This window comes from Lacrimispora sp., assembly GCF_036758025.1.
Lineage (GTDB): Bacteria > Bacillota > Clostridia > Lachnospirales > Lachnospiraceae > Lacrimispora.
The window spans coordinates 93,435-114,651 of record NZ_DAIOXM010000002.1; the positions used below are offsets into that span (position 1 = coordinate 93,435).

The 21,217-nt window shown below is 41.7% G+C and carries 22 protein-coding genes, 1 pseudogene and 1 riboswitch; of the genes and pseudogenes, 4 read left to right on the top strand and 19 right to left on the bottom strand.

The genetic code is table 11. The features are described from left to right. Positions 1 to 67: 67 nt before the first annotated feature. Positions 68 to 1,423 (bottom strand): diguanylate cyclase domain-containing protein, encoded by a 1,356-nt coding sequence (locus V7M78_RS02750; protein ID WP_333646204.1) that lies wholly within the window; start codon positions 1,421 to 1,423, stop codon positions 68 to 70. Positions 1,424 to 1,649: 226 nt separating this feature from the next. Further along, complete coding sequence (locus V7M78_RS02755; protein WP_333646207.1) at positions 1,650 to 2,030, bottom strand: winged helix-turn-helix transcriptional regulator; 381 nt, start codon at positions 2,028 to 2,030, stop codon at positions 1,650 to 1,652. 178 nt (positions 2,031 to 2,208) lie between these two features. Here V7M78_RS02755 and V7M78_RS02760 point away from each other — a divergent pair, with 178 nt between their 5' ends. Next, positions 2,209 to 3,297 (top strand): radical SAM protein, encoded by a 1,089-nt coding sequence (locus tag V7M78_RS02760; RefSeq protein WP_333646209.1) that lies wholly within the window; start codon positions 2,209 to 2,211, stop codon positions 3,295 to 3,297. 259 nt (positions 3,298 to 3,556) lie between these two features. On the opposite strand, the gene V7M78_RS02765 is transcribed toward V7M78_RS02760, so the two are convergent. The 8 genes from V7M78_RS02765 to V7M78_RS02800 form a co-directional block, all read right to left on the bottom strand. Further along, positions 3,557 to 4,981, bottom strand: a complete 1,425-nt coding sequence (locus V7M78_RS02765; RefSeq protein ID WP_333646211.1) for an NCS2 family permease — start codon at positions 4,979 to 4,981, stop codon at positions 3,557 to 3,559. Between the two features lie 156 nt (positions 4,982 to 5,137). After that, a riboswitch (purine riboswitch) is annotated at positions 5,138 to 5,233 on the bottom strand. A gap of 192 nt (positions 5,234 to 5,425) precedes the next feature. After that, positions 5,426 to 6,700: a RidA family protein gene (locus V7M78_RS02770; protein ID WP_333646213.1), complete on the bottom strand. Its 1,275-nt coding sequence runs from the start codon at positions 6,698 to 6,700 to the stop codon at positions 5,426 to 5,428. A gap of 171 nt (positions 6,701 to 6,871) precedes the next feature. Beyond that, complete coding sequence (locus V7M78_RS02775) at positions 6,872 to 7,180, bottom strand: cupin domain-containing protein (RefSeq protein WP_333646215.1); 309 nt, start codon at positions 7,178 to 7,180, stop codon at positions 6,872 to 6,874. Between the two features lie 130 nt (positions 7,181 to 7,310). Continuing rightward, positions 7,311 to 7,610 (bottom strand): Dabb family protein, encoded by a 300-nt coding sequence (locus V7M78_RS02780; RefSeq protein ID WP_333646217.1) that lies wholly within the window; start codon positions 7,608 to 7,610, stop codon positions 7,311 to 7,313. Between the two features lie 138 nt (positions 7,611 to 7,748). Beyond that, entirely contained in the window at positions 7,749 to 8,498 is a 750-nt protein-coding gene (locus V7M78_RS02785) for an iron ABC transporter ATP-binding protein (protein WP_333646219.1), read from the bottom strand. Further along, a complete protein-coding gene (locus V7M78_RS02790) occupies positions 8,495 to 9,499 on the bottom strand; it encodes an iron chelate uptake ABC transporter family permease subunit (RefSeq protein ID WP_442914616.1) in 1,005 nt (334 codons plus the stop codon). Before V7M78_RS02790 ends, V7M78_RS02785 begins: the two co-directional genes overlap by 4 nt. Then, positions 9,496 to 10,509: an ABC transporter permease gene (locus V7M78_RS02795; RefSeq protein ID WP_333646223.1), complete on the bottom strand. Its 1,014-nt coding sequence runs from the start codon at positions 10,507 to 10,509 to the stop codon at positions 9,496 to 9,498. Before V7M78_RS02795 ends, V7M78_RS02790 begins: the two co-directional genes overlap by 4 nt. Before the next feature lie 18 nt (positions 10,510 to 10,527). Continuing rightward, a complete protein-coding gene (locus tag V7M78_RS02800; RefSeq protein WP_333646225.1) occupies positions 10,528 to 11,583 on the bottom strand; it encodes a siderophore ABC transporter substrate-binding protein in 1,056 nt (351 codons plus the stop codon). Between the two features lie 336 nt (positions 11,584 to 11,919). On the opposite strand from V7M78_RS02800, the gene V7M78_RS02805 reads away from it, so the two are divergent. Beyond that, positions 11,920 to 12,357, top strand: coding sequence for an Hsp20/alpha crystallin family protein (locus V7M78_RS02805; protein ID WP_333646227.1), 438 nt, complete (start codon positions 11,920 to 11,922; stop codon positions 12,355 to 12,357). A 68-nt stretch (positions 12,358 to 12,425) separates the two neighbouring features. Here the strand turns inward: V7M78_RS02805 and V7M78_RS02810 are convergent. Beyond that, a pseudogene (locus V7M78_RS02810) lies at positions 12,426 to 12,602 on the bottom strand (ABC transporter ATP-binding protein); the annotation flags it as partial. A gap of 181 nt (positions 12,603 to 12,783) precedes the next feature. On the opposite strand from V7M78_RS02810, the gene V7M78_RS02815 reads away from it, so the two are divergent. After that, entirely contained in the window at positions 12,784 to 13,014 is a 231-nt protein-coding gene (locus V7M78_RS02815) for a hypothetical protein (RefSeq protein ID WP_333646229.1), read from the top strand. Here the strand turns inward: V7M78_RS02815 and V7M78_RS02820 are convergent. Genes V7M78_RS02820 through V7M78_RS02840 form a run of 5 tightly spaced genes read right to left on the bottom strand, consistent with a single transcriptional unit; the run spans position 13,001 to position 17,096 of the window. Continuing rightward, on the bottom strand, positions 13,001 to 13,348 hold the full coding sequence (locus V7M78_RS02820; RefSeq protein ID WP_333646231.1) for an FMN-binding protein: 348 nt from the start codon (positions 13,346 to 13,348) through the stop codon (positions 13,001 to 13,003). The two genes, V7M78_RS02815 and V7M78_RS02820, sit on opposite strands and share 14 nt — an antisense overlap. A gap of 47 nt (positions 13,349 to 13,395) precedes the next feature. Beyond that, positions 13,396 to 14,187, bottom strand: a complete 792-nt coding sequence (locus tag V7M78_RS02825; protein ID WP_333646233.1) for an ABC transporter ATP-binding protein — start codon at positions 14,185 to 14,187, stop codon at positions 13,396 to 13,398. A gap of 8 nt (positions 14,188 to 14,195) precedes the next feature. Next, positions 14,196 to 15,194, bottom strand: coding sequence for a FecCD family ABC transporter permease (locus V7M78_RS02830; protein ID WP_333646235.1), 999 nt, complete (start codon positions 15,192 to 15,194; stop codon positions 14,196 to 14,198). Then, entirely contained in the window at positions 15,191 to 16,219 is a 1,029-nt protein-coding gene (locus tag V7M78_RS02835) for a FecCD family ABC transporter permease (protein ID WP_333646237.1), read from the bottom strand. Before V7M78_RS02835 ends, V7M78_RS02830 begins: the two co-directional genes overlap by 4 nt. Positions 16,220 to 16,244: 25 nt before the next feature. Next, positions 16,245 to 17,096, bottom strand: a complete 852-nt coding sequence (locus V7M78_RS02840; RefSeq protein WP_333646239.1) for an ABC transporter substrate-binding protein — start codon at positions 17,094 to 17,096, stop codon at positions 16,245 to 16,247. A 372-nt stretch (positions 17,097 to 17,468) separates the two neighbouring features. On the opposite strand from V7M78_RS02840, the gene V7M78_RS02845 reads away from it, so the two are divergent. Further along, positions 17,469 to 18,404 carry a helix-turn-helix domain-containing protein gene (locus V7M78_RS02845; protein ID WP_333646241.1) on the top strand — a complete coding sequence of 312 codons (936 nt, stop codon included), beginning with the start codon at positions 17,469 to 17,471 and terminating at the stop codon, positions 18,402 to 18,404. A gap of 236 nt (positions 18,405 to 18,640) precedes the next feature. Here V7M78_RS02845 and V7M78_RS02850 read toward each other — a convergent pair whose 3' ends face one another. From V7M78_RS02850 to arsD, 3 genes are read right to left on the bottom strand one after another with little or no spacing between them, the layout of a single operon-like run. Then, a complete protein-coding gene (locus V7M78_RS02850) occupies positions 18,641 to 19,051 on the bottom strand; it encodes an arsenate reductase ArsC (RefSeq protein ID WP_442914617.1) in 411 nt (136 codons plus the stop codon). A gap of 11 nt (positions 19,052 to 19,062) precedes the next feature. Beyond that, a complete protein-coding gene (gene arsA, locus V7M78_RS02855; RefSeq protein WP_333646243.1) occupies positions 19,063 to 20,799 on the bottom strand; it encodes an arsenical pump-driving ATPase in 1,737 nt (578 codons plus the stop codon). Next, positions 20,799 to 21,167 carry an arsenite efflux transporter metallochaperone ArsD gene (gene arsD / locus V7M78_RS02860; protein ID WP_333646245.1) on the bottom strand — a complete coding sequence of 123 codons (369 nt, stop codon included), beginning with the start codon at positions 21,165 to 21,167 and terminating at the stop codon, positions 20,799 to 20,801. The genes arsA and arsD overlap by 1 nt, the downstream gene beginning before the upstream one ends. Positions 21,168 to 21,217: the final 50 nt, after the last annotated feature.

A 21,217-nucleotide genomic window follows, 5' to 3' on the forward strand; every position in this document is an offset into this window, starting at 1 on the left:
GGCAGAGGAATGCCTCCTCTGCCGTTTCTTGCTTATATGGGGTATACCGATTTTTAAGCTGGACGGTTTACTGTTTTTCTTGTAACGCAGACCGCCTTTTTGATTTTTCTAAGTACATCAGCTTATCCGCCTTATGAAGAAGGATATCAAGGTCATCTCCGTCTTCCGGAAATATGGCGCAGCCAATGCTGGGTGATACTTTGATGGGATAACCAGAAACATGAAACTCCTGTTCAAAACGGTTGAATAGCTGAGCCTTGGCGTATAAAAGACGTTCCATATTCTCAATTTCCGGAAGTATCAGCAGGAACTCGTCCCCGCCCAAACGAAAGGCCATCTCCTCTGCCCCGGTGCTGGCTTTTAATATGCGGGCTGTTTCAACAAGCACCATATCTCCTACGCTGTGTCCGTAGGTATCATTGATTTTCTTGAAATAATCCAGATCAAGCAGCAGGATTCCCACTTTACATTCTTTTCGTTTTGCTGCCGCGAGAACATAGGCTTGATAGCTGTTTAAAAAGTGCCGGTTGAACAGGCCTGTCAAAGAATCATAGATTGACATGGTAATGATCTTATTGTTGGATCTTATATATTTAAACACCAAAAGACTTGTAAAGGCACAGAAGCAAACAGAAAAAAGAAACAACAGCACAAACAAGGGCAGATTGCCCTCCCAGCCGTTTGACGAACTGACCGTAATGCTCCAGTTGATGAAGTCCGGGTCCACGGCAAATTCCAGCTTGGAATTTACATCAGTATCAACCACGCCAAAAAATGGAGTGCGTTTATTCTCCTGATTGAAAATCGCAATATCCAGCCCGGAACTGATGGCATAGGACTCAATCTCCTCAAGGATTTTATCATACTCCAGCACAATCGCAATCTGCCCCCAATACTCATTGTTTTCCATGATAATGGGAAGCCTGACGATAAAACCTCTCCCGCCCTGCACCAGATCCACCGGACCCTGCAAAATGGGTTTCAGTTCATGTTTCACTTTCAGCACAAGATCCTGCTGTCCTTTCACCCTGGATAAGTCCACGCCAATTGCCTCAGAATTAGACTCCTGGGGATAATTCCATATGATAGTCGTATCCCTGAGAACGCCCACATTGCGGATGTATTCTGAGTTTGTTGAAAGGAGTTCGTCCATATAACGGTAGGTAATCTCTGCATCTAAATCAGGCTGAAGCTTGATATAAGCCTCATAACCCTGAAGCAGTGTGACATTGGAGTAAATCAGCCGCTGGACCCTGCTTTCAAACACCATATACCGGTCTGTTGTTTCCAGAACGGCTCTCTGCCTGATGTTATTGTGCAGCATCAGAATAAAAGACAGACAGACGGAAAAAAGGGCAATAGCCGCAGCCAGGGAAACCAGCAGCGGACTTGCTTTTTGAGGAAAAGATTCATTTTTTCTCATATTAGTTTCGTAAATCCTTCTTTTCATCTGCTTTGCAAATGGGATGCAAAGCAAGGGTATTTTTGATATTATAGCAAAGCTGGGCCGTTTATACAAGGCGTTTCGGTCTATCTGCCATTTCTCCGCCACCTGGCTGCGTTCGGAAATTAAGGTTCTGTCCGGTCATATAAAAAACCGGCTTCCTGCCGGCTTTTTCATGCTTTAAGCAACTGGATCTTATCTGTAATTAACTCACTGACTGGCATTTATTACATAGAACACCGCAGGAAGCTGCCTCCTGCATATCTTCCGCTGCCCAGCCTGCAAGCTGTGCAAGTATGGGAAGAATGTTTTTCCCTTTTTCTGTCAGATTGTACTCGACTCTGGGAGGCACCTCATTATACTGTTCCCTATGAATGACTCCTGCTGCTTCTAATTCTTTTAAGGACTGAGCCAGCATGACATTAGTAATATCCCCCAGCTTTCTCTTGATGGTGCTGTAGCGCAAAGGGGTTTCACCTGAAAGAATGCATACAATGGGCAGCTTCCATTTTCCGCTGAATATCCCCATCAAATGACGGATGGGACATAGTAGTTCTTCTGTTGTCTGCTTGTTTTTATCACTCATTTTCTACTCCTTAACTCCAATAGTAAGTTTTTTATTACTAAGTCTGTTTTTTCTGCGTTATTGAAAAAAACTTATTTTGTTTTATAATCATATCATAAGAAATATTCGAATACAACTTTTTTAAGCAATGAGGTCCGCCATCAATGGTTTCATGAGAATGAAAAGGGGTATATATGTTATGTTAAACTTGAACAGCTTTCTGAACAATGGAATAAAAAACATTTCTGAGACTGCCGGGCGATTCTATCTGGGCAGCCGACGGGGGCAGGCCTTTATGCTGCATATGGTATCAGACCTGCGCAGAGGGGCAAAACTAAGAGAACAGCATGAGGAAAACGGAACACATATTCCGCCTTTCCTGATTGCCAGCATAGCTTCTGACTGCAACCTGCGGTGCACCGGCTGTTACGCATGGGCCTCCGGTGCCTGCGGCAGCGGGCAGAAACCGGAGCAGTTAAACGCTGGCCATTGGCGGCGTATCTTTCAGGAAGCATCAGACATTGGCGTATCCTTCATTCTTCTGGCCGGAGGGGAACCCCTTTTGCGCCAAGACATCATTAAGCTGGCGGCGGAGTTTGAACATATTATTTTTCCTGTATTCACCAACGGAACCATGATTGATGAGGATTACCTCAATCTCTTTGACCAGCACCGCAATCTGATTCCAGTCCTTAGTATCGAAGGCAATGCTGAAAAAACAGATGCACGGCGGGGAAATGGCGTGGCAGAAAAGCTTAAACAGGCAGCTAAATGCCTCAAAGAACGGGGAATCCTTTTTGGAACCTCTATCACCGTCACAACCCAGAATCAAAATGAAGTAACAGACCCGGCCTTTGCCGAAACTCTGAGGGAAAGCGGATGCGGCCTTGTTTTCTACGTAGAGTATGTTCCTGTGGAGAAAAATACAGATCATCTGGTCTTAGATGAAGAGCACCTGCACCTCCTTGCAGAACAGATTGACAGCCTGAGAAAAAGTAAGAAAAACAAAGGCATGATCATCCTCTCCTTCCCCGGCGACGAGGAATCCATGGGAGGCTGCTTAGCTGCCGGACGGGGATTTTTTCACATCAACCCCACTGGCGGAGCCGAGCCCTGCCCCTTCTCTCCCTATTCAGAAATGAATCTGAAAGAGCAGTCATTATTAACGGTGCTGCAATCACCATTTTTTGAAAAAGTCCGTGAAATCAGCGCGGCGGAGGCCTTAAACCACAAAGGCGGATGTACCTTATTTCAATATGAGAACGAAGTAAAACAGGCAATCCTGTAAGAGTTCATTTTTTCAGAAAGGCGGGTGAAAGCGGAGAATTTTCCGCTGTTCACAAGGGCAAGCCGGACAGCAATGATTTGAAGCAGGCTGCAGCCTTCGCACGGACTGCTTTAGATGTTTCTTTCATGCCGGATATATGATATCACCTTATAAACAGGCTTTTTTTAATTTGTCGGCATAAAAAAATCCGCAGCACATGCTGCGGATTTTATCTGTAATCTGAGACCTTAGGTCCTAAAATACGGAAGGTCTTCCGGATTTATCCCAGTGTCATAAATGTATATCTGATAATAAATACAATGGATACGATCAACGTTAATGGCTTCACTTCTGCAAACTTTCTGTTGCCCATCTTCATCAGACAGAATGTGATCAGACCCAGTGCAACGCCATTTGCGATTGAGTAAGTAAATGGCATAAATACAATAGTACAGAATGCAGGAAGAGCTTCACTCATTTCGCTGAAATCAACATCCTTAATATTGCCTAACATTAAAATTCCTACGAAGATCAATGCCGGAGCTGTAGCTGCTGCCGGAACCAGGCCTACTACAGGTGCAAAGATAATTGCGCCCAGGAACAATAATGCTGTCACAAAGCTGGTCATTCCTGTTCTTCCGCCTTCTGCAATACCTGCGCTGGATTCTACAACTGTAGTAACTGTAGAAGTACCAACCATAGCGCCTGCTGCTGTTGAAATAGCATCTGACATCAGAGCTTCTTTCATGCGGATAACTTCGCCGTTCTCATCAATCATACCGGACTGTTTTGCTGCTCCCAGTAAGGTTCCGATGGAATCAAACATATTTACAAGTGAAAAGCTGATAACCAGCATAGTAACGGTGAAAATTGTGTTCAACGTGTTTCCGCCCTGGAACAGACCGGCAAAATCCATTTTCATGAAAGATACTTCTGCAAAATCAGAAAATTTTGTTCCAATATCCAGGCTGAAGTTTGATAAATGAGTGACTCCCAAGGGAATTCCTGCGATAGTTGCTACTACAATACCGATCAGGATAGAACCTTTCACATTTTTCACGTGAAGGAGGCCCATGGTGATTAAACCGATTAATGCTACTACTGCACCCATGATCAGACTCATATCTGCATCCGGATTTCTCCACTGGGCAAAGTCTACCATGCTGACAAGTGTAGCCGGGTTTCCAACAACCAGACCGGCGTTTTTAAGACCAATGATAGTGATAAATAAACCAATACCAGGTGTTATAGCCGTCTTTACAGCATCTGGAATGGAACGGATAATCGCCTCTCTCAAACCAACAGCTGTGATAACAATAAAGAAAATTCCTGACAGGAATACGATAACCAGAGCCTGTCCATAAGTGTAGCCCATTCCCAGCACAACTGTGTATGCAAAGAATGCATTGAGTCCCATACCCGGTGCCTGGGCAAATGGAACCTTAGCGTATACTGAACAGAGAATGGTTCCGATAAATGCGCCAATACATGTACCGATAAATACGCCGTTGGCTACCTTTCCTGCCATTACGGTATCTCCCATAATCATATATGGATCTGCCAGAATCTGCGGATTCAATATCAAAATGTAAGCAATTGTAATGAATGTAGTCAGTCCTGCAAGGACCTCTGTTCTCATTGTAGATTTACTGTTTGTAATACCAAAATACTTATCCAAAAAATTTGTTTTGTTTTCTGTGTTCATTGTAATCCTCCGTTATTTCGTAATATACTACATTATCCCTATTCTTTCCCACCCTTATAACGTGAATACTTTACTACCCTCCTTACTCCTTATTTTATTACACAAAACCTGACTTTCCCATTTTTGCGCAACAAAAAAAGAGCCGGCAAAAGACCTGTCACTGAGACAAATCTATGTAGTCAACTCTTACGGCAGTTGGTAGAAACTCTGGGCCAATCCCCAGGATATACATAATGGAAATAACAATATTTAATTGGCTTTATTATTATATACTGTGATAAATTTTAATTCCATTTGTATTTGTGTTAAATTTTCGTTAAGATTTTTGGTACATTTCGATAATAAAACAATTTTATAACGGGATTCTTTTATATAACTATCCAAAAATGAAAAGCACTGGAATTTCTGCCTTACACGGCTGAAATCCCAATGCTCTTATCTGTATTATTTAACGATTGGAGGTGTTCCTTCTTCGTTTCCCACAACCGCATCGATCTGGATTAAAGCACCTTCAGGTAAAGCTGATACACCAACAGTTCTGCGCGCAGGAACGCCGCCTGGGAAGAATGTTGCGTATACTTCATCTACAGCATTAATATCTGCAATGTTCTTAAGGAAGATATTTACTTTAACCACATCTGCTAATGCGTGATCAATGCTTTCTACAATTGCCTTGATGTTCTTCAGGCACTGTTCAGCCTGCTCTTTTACACCGCCGTCTGCTAACTTGCCAGTCTTTGGATCGATGGGCAGCTGAGCGGAAAGGTGATTGTAATGAGAAAATGCTACAGTCTGTGTGGACAGAGGGTTCTTTGGAGCATTTTCTGTATTGTTGGCTTCGATGATAATTCCATGTCTGTCTTCAACAAGCTGTGGAGGTGTACCGTCTCCATGGGAAACTACTGCTTCGATCTGTACTAATGCATCCATCGGTAAAGCTGCAGCTTCAACGGTTGTCCGTGCCGGAACATAAGCTACAGCTCTGGCAATAGCTGAATCCGGGAAAAATGTTTTATAAACTTCGTTTACAGCTTCCATATCGGAAAGATCCTTAAGGAAGATCGTAGTTTTAACGATATCGTCAAAAGGAACGTCGATGCTCTCTAAAATTGCCTTGATATTCTTTAAGCACTGTGCAGTCTGCTCTTTTACACCGCCGGTTACCAGTCTGCCAGTTTTTGGATCGATCGGTAACTGGGCTGAAAGGTTGTTGTAATGAGAGAAAGACACTGTCTGTGTGGACAGAGCGCTTATCGGTGCATTTGCTGTGTTATTTGTAAGCTTAATAAGATCGCCTGACTGCGGAGCGTTTGGAATTGTACCTTCACCGTTTGAAACAAGTGCTTCAACCTGCACCAAAGCATCCATTGGCAGAGCTGCAACTGCAACTGTTGTCCGTGTAGGAACATAAGTTGGGAAGAATGTTTTGTAAACTTCGTCTACAGCGTCAACATCCTTGATATTCGTAACGAATACAGTGATTCTGACAATATCGCTCATAACATGATCGATGCTCTCTACAATTGCTTTGATATTCTTAAAGCACTGCTCAGCCTGCTCTTTTACACCGCCGGCTACCAATGTACCGAATTTCGGATCGATAGGTAATTGAGCTGAAAGATTGTTGTAGTGAGAGAAAGCTACTGTTTGTGAGTATGGACCAATACCTGCTGGAGCATTTTCTGTGTTTCTTGCTAATACTGCGTTATAACCGCTCATGATAGGATTCCCCTTTTTCATATTTTTTGCGATGTAACCTCCCCAAATGGTTACTCTATTTGCATTATAGCAGGCTTTCTTCACTTTGGCTATATGTTTTTCTAAAAAATTTTTAGTTTACCAAAATTTTTATTAGGCTCTATTGGTAATAACAATCCTGGTCCTTATTTTTTAGAGATCATATTCATATTTGACAACAAATAACTCTACTATTTCATCAGATTTGTTGCCCAATTCAGAGTTAGCTCCTTTAGGAATATTGACTAACTGACCGGCTTTAAAAATCTTAGTCTCATGATCTTCAATTGTCACACTCAGCTCCCCTTGAGTAATCAATGCATATACCGTTGCATCAGTAGGATGTTTTGGAAATACTTTGCCCGGGGGAATAATGACATGGTTCATAAGAAGCTTTTCATCTTTAAAAATATTTTCAAATATCTCCTGATCTGTTATTGTATACTTATAAACTTTCTCCATGCAGCCTCCTTTTTTACGGTAAAATCCTCTCCATCCGCAGCACATTCACTTGATACTCTGTTGCATAGCCCTGCGGGATATCAGATTTTCGGCTCTGACTCTACCACTCTTATCCAATTCTGTATGCTGACTACTCATAATAATCAATGCAAATACGGTCCTGCATAACTGCACCAATAAATGAGCCCGCTTTTTTATGTTCCGGATGAATTTGGTAAGCTGCCAGCGCTTCTTCACTATGAAAAAGACTGTTGAGAACAACATCCCTGTTACCTGAAGGCATTGTATTTATATGAACTCTTAATTCAATGATTCCATCCATGCATTGGGTCAGCGCTTCCAACTCTGTTTTTATTTTTTCAGCATTTTCCTTCTTCTCAGCTTCCGTAAATCCTTCTTTGTGATTCCATGCTACAATATGTCTTATCATATCTGCACCCTCTCCTCAATTTTATTTTTTTATCATTTAATATTAATATAACTCAGGATTAAATTATACCACAAGGTGCGGATTCTTTGGAGCTTTTATTACTTTTGGGGTTGTTATACCATATTGGAGAACACTGATTTAATAGATTGCGATTGGCCCGTAAGGCCCATCAATAATTTCTATTTTAGTTTCAAAAATGTCTGTCAAAACATCGGAATCCATGATCTCATCCACTGTGCCAAAAGCGGCAATTTGTCCGTCTTTCATGGCACAAATCCGGTCAGAATATTTAGCTGCAAAATTTATATCATGCAAGACAACCAGAATTGTCCTTCCAAATTCATCGGCTGCATGCTTCAAATGCTCCATCATTTGAACAGAACGGGCAACATCAAGGTTGTTTAATGGCTCATCCAAAAGTACATATTCCGTCTCCTGGCACAAAACCATTGCCACATATGCCCTTTGCCTTTGGCCGCCGGAAAGTTCATCCAAATATCTGTTTTCTAAATCAGTTAATTCTAAAAAATCAATATACTTTGAAATAATAGCCTCATCTTCTTTCGTCAGCCTTCCTTTTGAATAAGGAAACCGTCCAAATCCAGCTAGCTGCCTGACAGTAAGTTTTGTCACAAAGTGATTTTCCTGCCGTAAAATGGTCAGAACTTTTGCCAGGTCCTCTGATTTTGCTTCGGATACATCCATATCCGCCACCGTGATGTGACCTTCTTCCATATTCAGAAGTCTCCCGATCATCAAAAGTGTTGTGGACTTTCCGGCACCATTTGGGCCAATCAGGGAAGTAAGGCCGGCTTTGGGTATTTTTATATTCAAAGGACCTATTTCTACCTCATCATATGCCTTTCTGGCATTCTCAATAATTATCATAAACTACCTTTCTTTAAAAATACAATTAAAAATGTTATTCCACCAAACATTTCAATAATAACTGAAACCACGCCTTGAGCATTGAATACGTGATACATAAAAAAGTATGCACCTGTTATGATTAAAAATCCAATGGAAAGAGCCATTGGAAAAACATATCTGTGATCATAGGTTGGGGCTGCCTGATAACTCAAGGTTGCAACTAAAAAACCGTAAAAAGTCAAGGGCCCGACCAAGGCCGTGGAAATTGACATCAAAACAGAAACCAATATCAGACTATAAATGACACTGGGCTGATGTTTGATTCCTAAAGAAGTTGAGACGTCCTTTCCCAGTGACACTACATTTAGCTTCTTAGAGTAAACAAGAAGAAGCACTGCTGCAATTATTACAACTGGAATTGCAATAGGAAAATATTCTGAATCCGCATTATTGACAGAGCCAAACAATCTGGCCTGTAAAATATCAAACTCTGACGGCTCCAGAAGTCTTTTCATAAAAGATGACAAAGACCTAAGCCCGCTTCCCATAATAACGCCAATTAAAAGCATAAGCTGTAAATTGCCATACTTTCCGGAAAGGAGGGAGCCATAAAGGATCAAGCACAGCAATACCATAGCAGCAACTTGAAATACAAAGGATTCAATACCGCTGAAATTTATAAACGCACTGGCACCAAAGAAAAACATTGTACCGGTATGAATGGCCGAGTAAAGCGCTTCAAAGCCCAAAAGAGAAGGGGTAATAATCCTGTTATTAGTAATAGATTGAAAAGTGACTGTCGCTAAGCTCTGGCAAACAGCCGAAATAATCATTGCCGTAAGGGCAAACATCCTTCTTCTGACAACCGGGATAAAGGAAGGAGAATCAATTGGAACAGGATTTTTATAGACCAAAAGTCCATACGAAGCAAAAATGCCCAGAATAATCAGTGTTATGAGCAGAATCCAATATCTTTTTTCTTCTTTCTTAGAGCGGAAGGCTTTCGCTGATCTGTTCATTTGAGCCTCCTTTGTTTCAATAAGATAATAATAAATACAACCGCACCCACTGTTCCAAGAATCAAAGAGACAGGCACCTCAAATGGCATGATAATGACCCGGGAGATGATATCGCAAAGAGTGATTGTACCCATCCCCAATATACATACCCAAGGCAAATTGCTTCTTAAGTCATCTCCTCTATACATTGAAACAACATTAGGTACGATTAACCCCAAAAAGGGCAGATTTCCAATGACAGCCGTAACAATTCCCACTGCGATACAGACAAGGATAGTCCCCAAAGTAATCATTTTATTATAATTAACACCAAGACTTGTTGCAACATCTTCTCCCAGACCGGCTAAAGTCAGCCTGTCAGCATAAATAAAAATAAAAACCGTAACGATAATAATCAGCCATAAATATTCGTATCTGCCGATTTGAACTGCCGCAAAAGAGCCTACAAACCAGCTTTGGATGTTTTGCATCATTTGAAAGACCAGTCCTACAAAAGTAGAAAATGCCGAAACAACCGCACCAAGCATGATTCCCACAATCGGAACGATTAAAGACGAGCGCAGCTTGACTTTTCTTAAAAATAAAAAGAAAATCATGGTTCCTATAAAAGAAAACACGATTGCCCCAGCCATTCTCAATACTAAAGTTGGTGCCGGAACTAATAAATACACCAGAAGAAGTCCCAGACCCGCCCATTCAATCGTACCTGTTGTGGTAGGTTCAACCAAACGGTTTTGTGTGATAAGCTGCATAACCAGACCCGTCATTGACATGGCGGCTCCGGAAAGCATGAGTGCAGCGGTTCTCGGAATGCGGGTTATAAAAAACATAGCCATTCCATCTTCCTGACCCCATATATCGTAAACGCCCACAAACAATGATATAATACCTAAAATAGTAACAACAAGAATCGCTGTTACAAAGGGTATTGTCCATATTTTATTGTAATTATATCGTTGAGGCTGAGAATTCTCAGCCTCAATCATTTTCTTCATTATTTTTTTAGACACTATCCTATACTCCTGCCATTACTCAGCCAAAGCTTTTGCAAGGTCTTCAAACAGCTCCAGATAAGTTTGTATGGATTCGTTTGTATATGTATCAGCCGGTGCGTAAACGATATTTCCTTCTGTAATAGCAGTTACATTTTGAAGAGCAGGTGAATTATCAATCACATCCTGAGCAGGAACCGCATCAGTTACAGAAGATACTGCCGCATCACGATCCAACACAAAAATCCAGTCCGGGTTGCTTTGTGCAATCGCTTCAACAGAAACCTCATCTCCTTGATGATTAGAAGTGGCATCAGTAATATCTAATGCCGGAACCCAGCCAAACACCTCATACATAGGGCCCCAAACACGTCCGGAATGAGGAGCTGAAAAACCAATATTTCCGCCGGAAACTACAACGCTCATAACCGTATCGGTTCCATTGTATGCAGACTTGGCGGTCTCAATGGACTGTTCAAAATCAGCTACCAGCTTTTCAGCTTCTTCATTCTTATCAAAAATTTTTCCCAAGGCGATTGTAGAATCCTTAAGGCCATTTACTAAATTTTCTCCAGGTGTGGCCGATTTTTCAGAAACATCGAAATTTAAATCAATAACGGCTGCGTTTGGCACCAAAGCTTTTATGTCTTCATAAAAAGATGCAAATCTTTGACCAACAATTACAAGTTCAGGATCTGCGGCTGCTATAATTTCAAGATTTGGTTCACCATGATTTCCGATGTCCAAAACTGACTCATCAAGTACGTAGGGTGAATCCGCCGGCATTACTCCCTTTGGAACTGCTGCCAATTCAATTCCCCAATCGAATAATGTCTCAAAGGTTCTGTTATCCAAAGCAATTACATTCTTAGGATTGATAGGAACTGTAACCGTTCCATGAATATCCGTAATTTCAACAGTTGAAGCTGCCTCTGTATCTGATGTTGCAGCTTCTGTGCTCTCTGCCGGAGCAGCAGTCTGAGTAGTTTCTGCAGCTGTAGTACTTTGATTTGATGTGTTTGAGCAGGCTGATAACATGACAGCAGTAACTGCTACAATAGCGGTTGCATTTAAAAATCTGGTTAATTTCATAATCTTCTCCTCATGGAATATATGTATTTGGTTAGTTTTGATTAGCATTTGTTAGCTTTAGCTAACCGCATATTATCATACTATAAGAGTAAGTTATTGTCAACCATTAACAGAAACATAGCAGGAAAAAGCATAAAGAGATTTTTAAAAAATAAATAATCTATAAATTATCAGCACTCTATCTTGACGAGTGCTAAATTGCGTGTTATAACATATATAGAACAAAGGAAAGGGACCAAGTGTAAAACCTGAAGCCCCCAACGCTCCCAGTTCGTGGCACATATAAACATATTGTGTAAAATGATGAAAACATCAAAAAGAAATGGAGGAATGATTATGTTGATGCCTAGTTTATTTGGAGAGAACTTGTTGGATGATTTCTTTGATGTACCCGCCTTCCCGAAATTTTCAGGATTCGGCAGCACAATAAGCAACATTATGCACACTGATGTGAAGGAAACAGAAAGCGGCTATGAAATAGCCATGAATCTTCCCGGATTCAAAAAAGAAGATGTGCAGGCAGAATTAAAGGATGGGTACCTGACCATTTATGCCTCTGCTAACACATCCAGCGAAAAGAAGGATAGCCATGGAAAGTATATCCGAAGAGAACGTTACAGCGGTTCATGCAGCCGCAGCTTTTTCGTAGGGGACCAGGTTACACAAGAAGATATTAAAGCGAAATTCGTGGATGGGGTTCTTAAAATTGATGTTCCAAAGATGGAACCTCAGCCAGCTGTAGAAAATAATCATTATATTGCAATTGAAGGATAACCTTTAAATGGCTCCTGCGCTGCAAATTGCGCAGGGGCCATTTTCTTTTTCACCCATTTAAGGCTTATTTATTTCAGTTTCCAACCAATTGCTTTTTTACGGACCCCAATAAAATCCGCATAAATTCCCGGCTGTGCAGCCAGTTCTTCATGTGTGCCGTGCTGAACAATATGCCCTTCCGATAAAACGAATATCTGATTTGCATTTCTGACAGTTTTCAAGCGATGAGCAATCATAATTGTTGTCAGCGATCTACATACATTGGATGAAAGTATAGACAGGGATTATCTGTTGAGTTTGGCATCCTCTGGCAAAGGCGGTTGTGGACTATGCCAGAGAACAGGATATACCAGTCCAAACTGCTGTGGATTTTCAGATAACTCCGGGAAAAGGAATTCAGGTGACGGCAGACGGACAAACACTGCTGTGCGGAAGTCCGGCGTACCTGAAAGAAAATGGGTACAGATCGATGAACAGGCCGTTAACACTATGGTTCACCTTCAGTCCCAAGGAAAGGCAATTATCCTCATTTCCAGAAACCAATCCTTGGCTGGGGTGATCGGTGATGGAGTAAATGACGCCCCTGCCCTGAAGACAGCTGACGTGGGTGTGGCAATGGGAGGAATGGGAATTAAAGCTAAAATTATTTTTTCTTAGCCTGATCCATACAATCCTTTACTGCCGATTTGATAGCATTACTGGTCACTGTTGCCCCAGTAATGGCATCTACTTCATTACTTTGGGCCTTAACGATTTTATCAGGCAGTTCTTCGACAGCCCGCTCACCAATTTTAGCCGTTTCATCCTGCTCAGTAACATTAACAGCGACAATAGATTTTTCATTAAATTCCACCTCTACAGTCACAGTTCCATTGTAACCCTCAGCAGACGCTGTATAAGTTCCCTCATTATACAGCGAAGAACTGCCGCATCCTGTCATCAGAGCAACTGTACATAATACCGGCATTGCCATTGTTATTATCTTTTTCATTATATATCTCCTCCTTGAAGTTAATCATATTTATGGTTATACAGCTATTATCCCACATCATAGGGAAGGCATACAGGAACATTGAGAACCGGATGCCTGATTATTTCCGCCTTTACATGAAAGACCTGTAAAATCGTTTGGGATGTGATCACATCTTCCGGCAGACCTGAGCTATACTTCTTTCCGTCCTTTATGGCGATAAGATAATCGGAAAACATGATGGCATGATTTAAATCATGTAAAACCATAACGATTGTAACGCCCTGCTCCTCATTTAACTTTCGTAAAAGCTGTAATATTTCCAATTGATGAGAAATGTCCAAATAAGTAGTAGGTTCATCTAAAAATAAGATTCCTGTTTTTTGTGCCAAGGCCATAGCAATCCAGCCTCTTTGCCTCTGCCCGCCGGAGAGCTGATCCATTTCCCTGTCAGCAAGCTCTGTCATATTTGTACTGGACAATGCCCACTTAATAATCTCCCTGTCCTTTGGTGTAATACCCGTTATCCGGTTCCGGTATGGAAAACGCCCATACTCCACCAGCTCTTCAACTGTGATTCCGGAAGGTGTCTGCGCACTTTGAGGAAGAAGGGCAAGCTTTCGGGCCACAAGATTGGTAGGCATGGTATGAATGGAACTGCCCTCCAAATAGACCGCTCCCTGGGTTGGAACAATCAGGCGGGACATTGTTTTAAGGATGGTGGATTTCCCCGAGCCATTGGACCCGATTAATGTTGTTATCTTTTCTTTCGGAATATCTATATCAATATTATGAAAAACAGGTGTGCCATTATAACCAGCAGATAAATTACTGGCTGTTATGCTAGATTGCACAATCATTTCACCTCCTATGTATGCCTGCCAAGCAGGTAGAGAAAATATGGAGCTGCTAAGATAGAAATAACGATCCCCACCGGTATTTCTATTGGCTGAAACAGGGAACGCCCTATGGTATCTGCTAAAAGCAAAAATAATCCGCCAACCAACATGGACGAAGGCATCAATACCCTGTGGCGCACACCTGCAATTCTTTTTGCCATATGGGGAGCAACCAGTCCAATGAATCCAATCCCCCCGCTGACAGAAATGCAGCTGGCTGCCAGTGCTACCGCAGCAATCAGGAGAATTCTCCGCTCTTTTTCCACCCGTACTCCCAAGGCCATAGAGGCCTCTTCTCCAAGCAGCAGCATATCTAAAATATCCATTTTTGTAAGAACAAAGGGAATAAGAAACAGCAGATAGGGAATCAGCACTTTCACCTGGTGCCAGCTGCTGCCCCAAATATTTCCCGCCAGCCATCTGGCCACTAACTGATAACTGCTATTTTCCATATCGGAAGCCATGATCAGCATAATGGAAGAAAAGCCGGCAGAAACACCGATTCCCCCAAGCAAAAGATAAGGCGGCCTGACCTTACCGTTTCTTTTAGAAAATCCGTATAAAATTCCGGCTGCCAAAAGACCTCCTGCCATAGCAAAAACAGGCTGGTAGACCATAGTTTTGATATGCAGAGACGGAAAAAGTGTTAAAAACAGCATGACCATAAACCCTGCTCCGGCGTTGATCCCTAAAATTCCCGGATCAGCTAAGGGATTTTCTGTCACTGCCTGAAGGATGCATCCTGATAATGCCAATCCCATTCCACACAATAAAGCCAGTATAATTCGCGGAAGGCGGATTTGTAAAAGAACCACCGAAGAATCCGGATCCTTTGGGGCCATCAAGCTTGACCAAATATCCGTATACGGTATTTTTGAATATCCTGTATTTATTGAAAACAATACAACAACCATTACTCCGATTAATAGAGCTCCCAATGCAAGCCATACATTTCTTTTCTTCTTCATAAGACCGCTCCTTTCTTCCGGTAGGTTAACACAAGAAAAAAAGGAACGCCAATGGCAACTACCAGCGCACCTACAGGAGTATCAAAAGGAGCATGAATCATCCTGGCAGCTATGTCCGCAAGTACCAGCAATATTGCTCCCAATAGTGCAGACATGGGTAAGAGCCTTTTGTAATCCTCTCCCACAATGAAACGGGCAGAATGAGGAACAATAAGTCCCAAAAATGAAATTCCGCCTACCAGGGAAACACTGGCTCCTGCCATAACTAATACCGCGGTAATCCCTATAAGACGAATGGCCTGTACATTGACCCCCAGACCGATTGCGTTTTCTTCCCCTAAGGCAAGCACTGATAAATGTTCAGAAATAAATATACTTACACATCCAAAACCTGTAATCCAGGGAATAATAAAAATCAGCTGCTGCCAGGTAATACCAGATAAGCTGCCCGCAGTCCAAAAAGAAAGAGACTTGGAGATTCCAAATGTAAGGGAGATTCCCTGACTTAGAGCGGTCAAAAATGCAGAGACTGCGGAACCGGCTAAGATCAATCTGATAGATCCTGTTTTATGCTTACCCATTCCAAGTCCGTATACCAATAGAACCGCCATAGCTGCCCCTAAAAATGCAAAAACCATTGTCACAAAGGCCGGCATAGAAGGAAAGACAACTGCCGTAAGGGCAACAAAAAAGCCTGCTCCGGCATTGATTCCCAAAAGACCTGAATCTGCCAAAGGATTTTTTGTAACACCTTGCATGACACATCCGGAAAGAGCAAAGGCTGCTCCCGTAAAACAGGCAGCAACCGCTCTTGGCATACGCATTTCAACCATGATTCTGCCAATTTCAGAAGGTTCCTTTGGATGAATCACGGTATAAATCAGTGTTTTAATATCTCCTCCCCCAACGCCTATACTACAGGAAATCATGATGGATAACAGCAAAATTAAAAACAGGATGAATAGGGAAATCTTATATCCTTTTTTTGTGCGAACCCATTGTACTGTGTAAATTAATTTCTTCACACCTTTATTCTTCCTTTTTTCTTCATTACTCAACATTGGTATTATTGATGATGGCATTTGCCAGTTTCTCCATATAAATCAGCTTTCCATTAGGGGTATAGGCCATATCATATTGCATGTCGTTTCTGCCATAATATATATTTCCATTTTTTACAGCCTTCATATTCTGCCAGGCCGGGCTGTTGGCAGTATCTCCCACTTTCCCGTCATCGCTGAAGAAAAAGATATGATCCGCATCAATCTTTGAAAAGTACTCTGCATCTACCACTTCTCCCCAAACACCCTCAGGAACACCGGAAGAAACGGGAAGGTCCATAGCTCCAAAAATCAAATCTCCAGGTCCTCCCGTGCGGTAAACATAATAGGAACCGAAATGGACGGAATTGGCTTCAAGCACTGCAAATGTCTCATCCTTTGCCGCTTCCTTCACTTTTGCAGCAAGCTCCCGGGCTTTTGCTTCATAACCTTTGATCCAATTAGAAACAGCTTCTTCTTTTCCAAACCATTTACCAAGCTGCTGGAAACGCCCCTGCCAGTCTACAAAACTAATGTCATCATTTAACATAACCGTAGGCGCAATTGCTTTAAGCTGCTCATAGACCTTGTCATGGCGAATATTCATAATGATCAGATCCGGTTTAAGCTCTGCAATCTTTTCAAGATTCAAATCTCCTGAAGCACCAGAATAATTACCCACAGTTTCCACATTATTTTCAGTAAAGTAGTCCTTAAGGTAGTCAGGAACAGTTATTCCGTCAAACATGCTTGTATTCGCTGATGCAATAAAAGGAACTCCAAGAATAATGAGTTCATCTGCAGAACCTGAAACATCTACGATGCGTTTTGGATCAGCAGGAATTTCAACAGTACCTTTCATATCCTCTACCGTAATCTTATTACTGCCTTGAGCAGATGACTCCTTAGACTGCTCTGGTGTCTGAGAACCACTTGGTGCAGAGGAGCACGCAGCTAATAACATTGATAGCATTAAAAAAATTGAAACAATAAGACTTTTTTTCATTTTATTCCTCCGTAATATGATGTACATTTAAGTTAGATGAGGCTAATAAAAGTAAGTATACAAAAAAGTGTAAAGTTTTTCTGCCCTTAGGCGGAGTTTATTTGCCCCGCGGCGGAGGAAAGAAACATTTGTTGACAAGTTAGATATAACTAACTATAATGAAAATTAAAAAGATATTTTGACATGGCGTAAAACTTCGATCGAATCATAATAATCAGGAGCTGATAAATGACGTATTTACCATTAAAATATGAATCTTCAAATATATTCCCAAAAGAAACCATTGCTGTGCGTCCCGACGTACATATTATGCTTTCTTCCGGCACATTGCCGGATAAAACAAACAGGAAGGCAGAGACAACTGCTCCTGTATTTGAACTAAGCTATAGCCGGAAAGGCTCTGTTTATGGAGAAGTAAACAGCACCCCTATAGAGCTTCGGCCCGGCTATTCATCAATGGGTTTTCTGGGACAGGCAACTGGTACTTCTGAATATGATGCTGATAAGGAAATTCAATTGTACTCCATCTGGGTCAGTCCTTCTGCTTTTGATAACTTCTGTAAATCAGTATCCGGGAAAGGTGATATAGGCTTTCATTCATTTCAGAAGAAAATGTGCTATTATTACGATTTTAAATGTGATGCTCTGGAAGAAAGTATTATAAAGAAGCTTGATTCCTGTTTTTCACAAAAAACGGATCAATTAAATAACCTGCTGCTGGAAAGCCAAATCTTAGAATTGTTATCTATTAATATTGAAAAATTACTATGCCAAGACTTATGGAAAAGTCAAATCAACCAGCTTTCAAAGTGCGATATGGAGCAGCTTAAATATGCTCGTGAAATTCTGTTAAACCGATTGACTTGTCCGCCTACATTATTTGAGTTATCTCACATGGTTCATATGAATGATTGCAAATTAAAACGTTCTTTTAAACAATGCTTTGGCAAGACGGTTTACGAGTATGTAAGAGAGCAGAGATTAGAAAAAGCCTTTTCTCTTCTGTGCCAGGATCATTACAATGTAAGCGAAACAGCTTTTGCAGTAGGATACACCAATGTAAGCCATTTTTCAGAGGCTTTTAAAAAGAAGTTTGGAATCACTCCGGGGGAGTTAAGTAAATCAAATAAAAGAGGAGTCTCCCAGACCGGCCAGTCTTATTGATATGTAAAAAATCAGTGCTATCATACAGACAAGGACAGAACCTTAAAATAACAGTTCTGTCCTTCCATAACGATCAACATATCTTATATCAGTTTTTACAGTTTACACAAAACCTGAACCTCTCTCGTAAGCTGTCATTTTCCGGTTCAACACGGAATGTTGTCTCATCTAAAATAATAACAGGTACATCCTTGGGAATGATTCCTAATCATTTATGTCTTTGTCAGGGCCGCTTCTTACACAGTCTTGATATCCTTCAATCTGCTTTTTAAATCAAAAATCTTCTCCTTGATCATATCAATTGTGTTTTTAAAAGCTTCATCCCCTTTTCCAGTTGGATCTTCCAGTCCCCAGTCCTCACGATGCTTACACGGCAGATAGGGACAGGCCACATTACACCCCATGGTAACAACAATATCCACCGGCGGTATATCTGATAATAGTTTTGAATGCTGGGTCTTTTCCATATCAATATTATAAATCTGTTTTATCAGTCTGACTGCGTCCTGGTTAATCTGAGGTTTTGTTTCTGTTCCGGCAGAATAACATTCAAACACATCTCCCGCCAAATGCCGGCACAGAGCTTCAGCCATCTGGCTTCGGCAGGAATTATGAACGCAGATAAATGCAACTTTTACCATATTCATTGGTCCTTTCTTTAAATACCAAGCAGCTTTTCTCCTTTAATCTCATCCGCGCTCCACTCAATAACAGCAAAATTTCCCTTGGAAATGTCATTTACCTTATTGATCCATTGGATTTCATGGCTTGCTTTTGCCTTTAACAGCCGGTTGGTGGTTTCCGTGGCATAAAAAGAAGAATTGATCACCCACCATTTGACAGCAATATCAGCCCGTTCTAAGTCTTCCTCTAATCTCATTGCCTCGAATACAGGAGTTGTTTCTGCCAGTGTCACAATAATAACCGCTGTTTCTTCTGCATTGCGAAGTCTTGGCAGCAGCTTTTTAACAGCTTCCGGAACATCTCCCTGAGTACGTTTCACTTCTTTATGGTAACTCTGAGTAGAATCTAACAGTAATAGGGTATGCCCGGTGGGTGCGGTGTCGATCACCACAACCTGGTCTTCTGCCTTTTCAACAACCTCGGCAAAGGCACGGAAAACTGCAATTTCCTGGGTACAAGGAGACCGCAAATCTTCCTCTACATAGGCAACATCAGCTTCTGACATGGTTTCCCTGGCCTTGGCAAGAACCTCCTGCTGATAACAGTGCAGTTCTTCCTTCTCATCAATGTGGCTCATCTCGATTCCGCTGTCAGCCTCCATAACAAGCTTCAGATGTGCCGCCGGGTCCGTGGTTGTTAAATGTACTTTTACCCCTTTCGCAGACAACCCCATTGCAATTGCAGCAGCAATTGTAGTCTTGCCTACTCCTCCTTTTCCCATAGTAAAAATGACTTTCTTACCGCTTTTGTATAAATCATCTACTACATCATCCAGGGTTGGAATATTATCTGTCTGCAACTCTGTATTAACTAATACAAAATTGTCTTTCACCAACAAATTCCGTACATTCTCCATGCCGGTAATATTGTAAGCACGAAGAGGCACATAATACTGCTTCAGCTCCTTTAATTCCTCCGGCATTTGTTCCAATGCCTTTTGCTGTTTCTGATACAGGCCCTCTGATATCTTATCATCATAAGAACTCAAAACCCCATTAATAATCATCATCTGGTTGCTTACACCAATATCAGAAAGTTCTTTTGCAGCACGTTCTGCTTCTTTTAACGGAGCTGTTTCCGGTCGTGAAATCAGAAGCAAGGTTGTCATATCACCGCTTGCCAGGGTGCTGACTGCCTTTTTATATACTTCTTTTCTGCTCTCCAATCCGGAAAGCTGCCCAAGACAGGAAGCGCCATGGGTATTTTCACTGATAAAATTACTCCATGCAGAAGGAAGCTGCAGCATTCGGAGGGTGTGGCCGGTAGGGGCCGTATCAAATATGATATGATCATACTCTTCCTGGGCTTTTTCATCTGTTATAAAGTTTGAAAATTCGTTAAATGCCGCAATTTCTACGGTACAGGAGCCGGAAAGCTGTTCCTCCATATTTTTCAAAACGGATTCCGGCAACTTGCCCCGGTATGGTGCAATCACGCTTTCGCGATAATCGGCAGCCGCCTTCAAGGGGTCCAGATTGGCTACCACAAGCCCGGGGACATCCGGGATGGGCGTTCCTTTTCCAGTCAGTTCCATACTGAACACATCCTGTAAATTAGAAGCCGGGTCCGTACTGATCAGCAATACTCTTTTTCCATGGTCCGCTAAGGTTACGGCAGCCGCACAGGCTGCAGAGGTCTTTCCAACACCGCCTTTTCCTGTGAAAAAGAGGTATTTAGTAAACTGTATCCTATCTAAATCAAACAATTCCACTAACAGCAACCTCCCTCACAGCAACAGCCGCCTTCATTTTGGGGTTCTGCCTCTAAATAACTTTCCGGTATTCCCAGCAGCTTTGCAATTTCCCCATTGGCCGGATACGCCTGAGTTTTTACAATCTTTCCATCCACCACTGTTGCAGGAAGAGCCTCTACTCCCTCTTTCATAATCAACTGATTAATCTCTGCATTATCAATGAATGCCTGGGGATTGCTGTTCAGATTATATCTTTGTATTTTTACATCCTGCTTCTTTAGGTTATTGGCAACTGTTGAAATTCTAAGTAACTCCGGATCAACACTGACACCGCATACACCTGTTTCACAGCAAAGAGCCGGTTCATAAATATACATTGTTTTCATAATAGATTCTCTCCTTTTAAAATAATTTTTAATGTGACAAATAATCCTTT

Coding starts and splice junctions, on each gene's coding strand:
- V7M78_RS02750 (WP_333646204.1), bottom strand. CDS start 1,423: ATGAGAAAAAATGAATCTTTTCCTCAAAAAGCAAGTCCGCTGCTGGTT.
- V7M78_RS02755 (WP_333646207.1), bottom strand. CDS start 2,030: ATGAGTGATAAAAACAAGCAGACAACAGAAGAACTACTATGTCCCATC.
- V7M78_RS02760 (WP_333646209.1), top strand. CDS start 2,209: ATGTTAAACTTGAACAGCTTTCTGAACAATGGAATAAAAAACATTTCT.
- V7M78_RS02765 (WP_333646211.1), bottom strand. CDS start 4,981: ATGAACACAGAAAACAAAACAAATTTTTTGGATAAGTATTTTGGTATT.
- V7M78_RS02770 (WP_333646213.1), bottom strand. CDS start 6,700: ATGAGCGGTTATAACGCAGTATTAGCAAGAAACACAGAAAATGCTCCA.
- V7M78_RS02775 (WP_333646215.1), bottom strand. CDS start 7,180: ATGGAGAAAGTTTATAAGTATACAATAACAGATCAGGAGATATTTGAA.
- V7M78_RS02780 (WP_333646217.1), bottom strand. CDS start 7,610: ATGATAAGACATATTGTAGCATGGAATCACAAAGAAGGATTTACGGAA.
- V7M78_RS02785 (WP_333646219.1), bottom strand. CDS start 8,498: ATGATAATTATTGAGAATGCCAGAAAGGCATATGATGAGGTAGAAATA.
- V7M78_RS02790 (WP_442914616.1), bottom strand. CDS start 9,499: ATGAACAGATCAGCGAAAGCCTTCCGCTCTAAGAAAGAAGAAAAAAGA.
- V7M78_RS02800 (WP_333646225.1), bottom strand. CDS start 11,583: ATGAAATTAACCAGATTTTTAAATGCAACCGCTATTGTAGCAGTTACT.
- V7M78_RS02805 (WP_333646227.1), top strand. CDS start 11,920: ATGTTGATGCCTAGTTTATTTGGAGAGAACTTGTTGGATGATTTCTTT.
- V7M78_RS02820 (WP_333646231.1), bottom strand. CDS start 13,348: ATGAAAAAGATAATAACAATGGCAATGCCGGTATTATGTACAGTTGCT.
- V7M78_RS02825 (WP_333646233.1), bottom strand. CDS start 14,187: ATGATTGTGCAATCTAGCATAACAGCCAGTAATTTATCTGCTGGTTAT.
- V7M78_RS02830 (WP_333646235.1), bottom strand. CDS start 15,194: ATGAAGAAGAAAAGAAATGTATGGCTTGCATTGGGAGCTCTATTAATC.
- V7M78_RS02840 (WP_333646239.1), bottom strand. CDS start 17,096: ATGAAAGGTACTGTTGAAATTCCTGCTGATCCAAAACGCATCGTAGAT.
- V7M78_RS02845 (WP_333646241.1), top strand. CDS start 17,469: ATGACGTATTTACCATTAAAATATGAATCTTCAAATATATTCCCAAAA.
- V7M78_RS02850 (WP_442914617.1), bottom strand. CDS start 19,051: ATGAATATGGTAAAAGTTGCATTTATCTGCGTTCATAATTCCTGCCGA.
- arsD (WP_333646245.1), bottom strand. CDS start 21,167: ATGAAAACAATGTATATTTATGAACCGGCTCTTTGCTGTGAAACAGGT.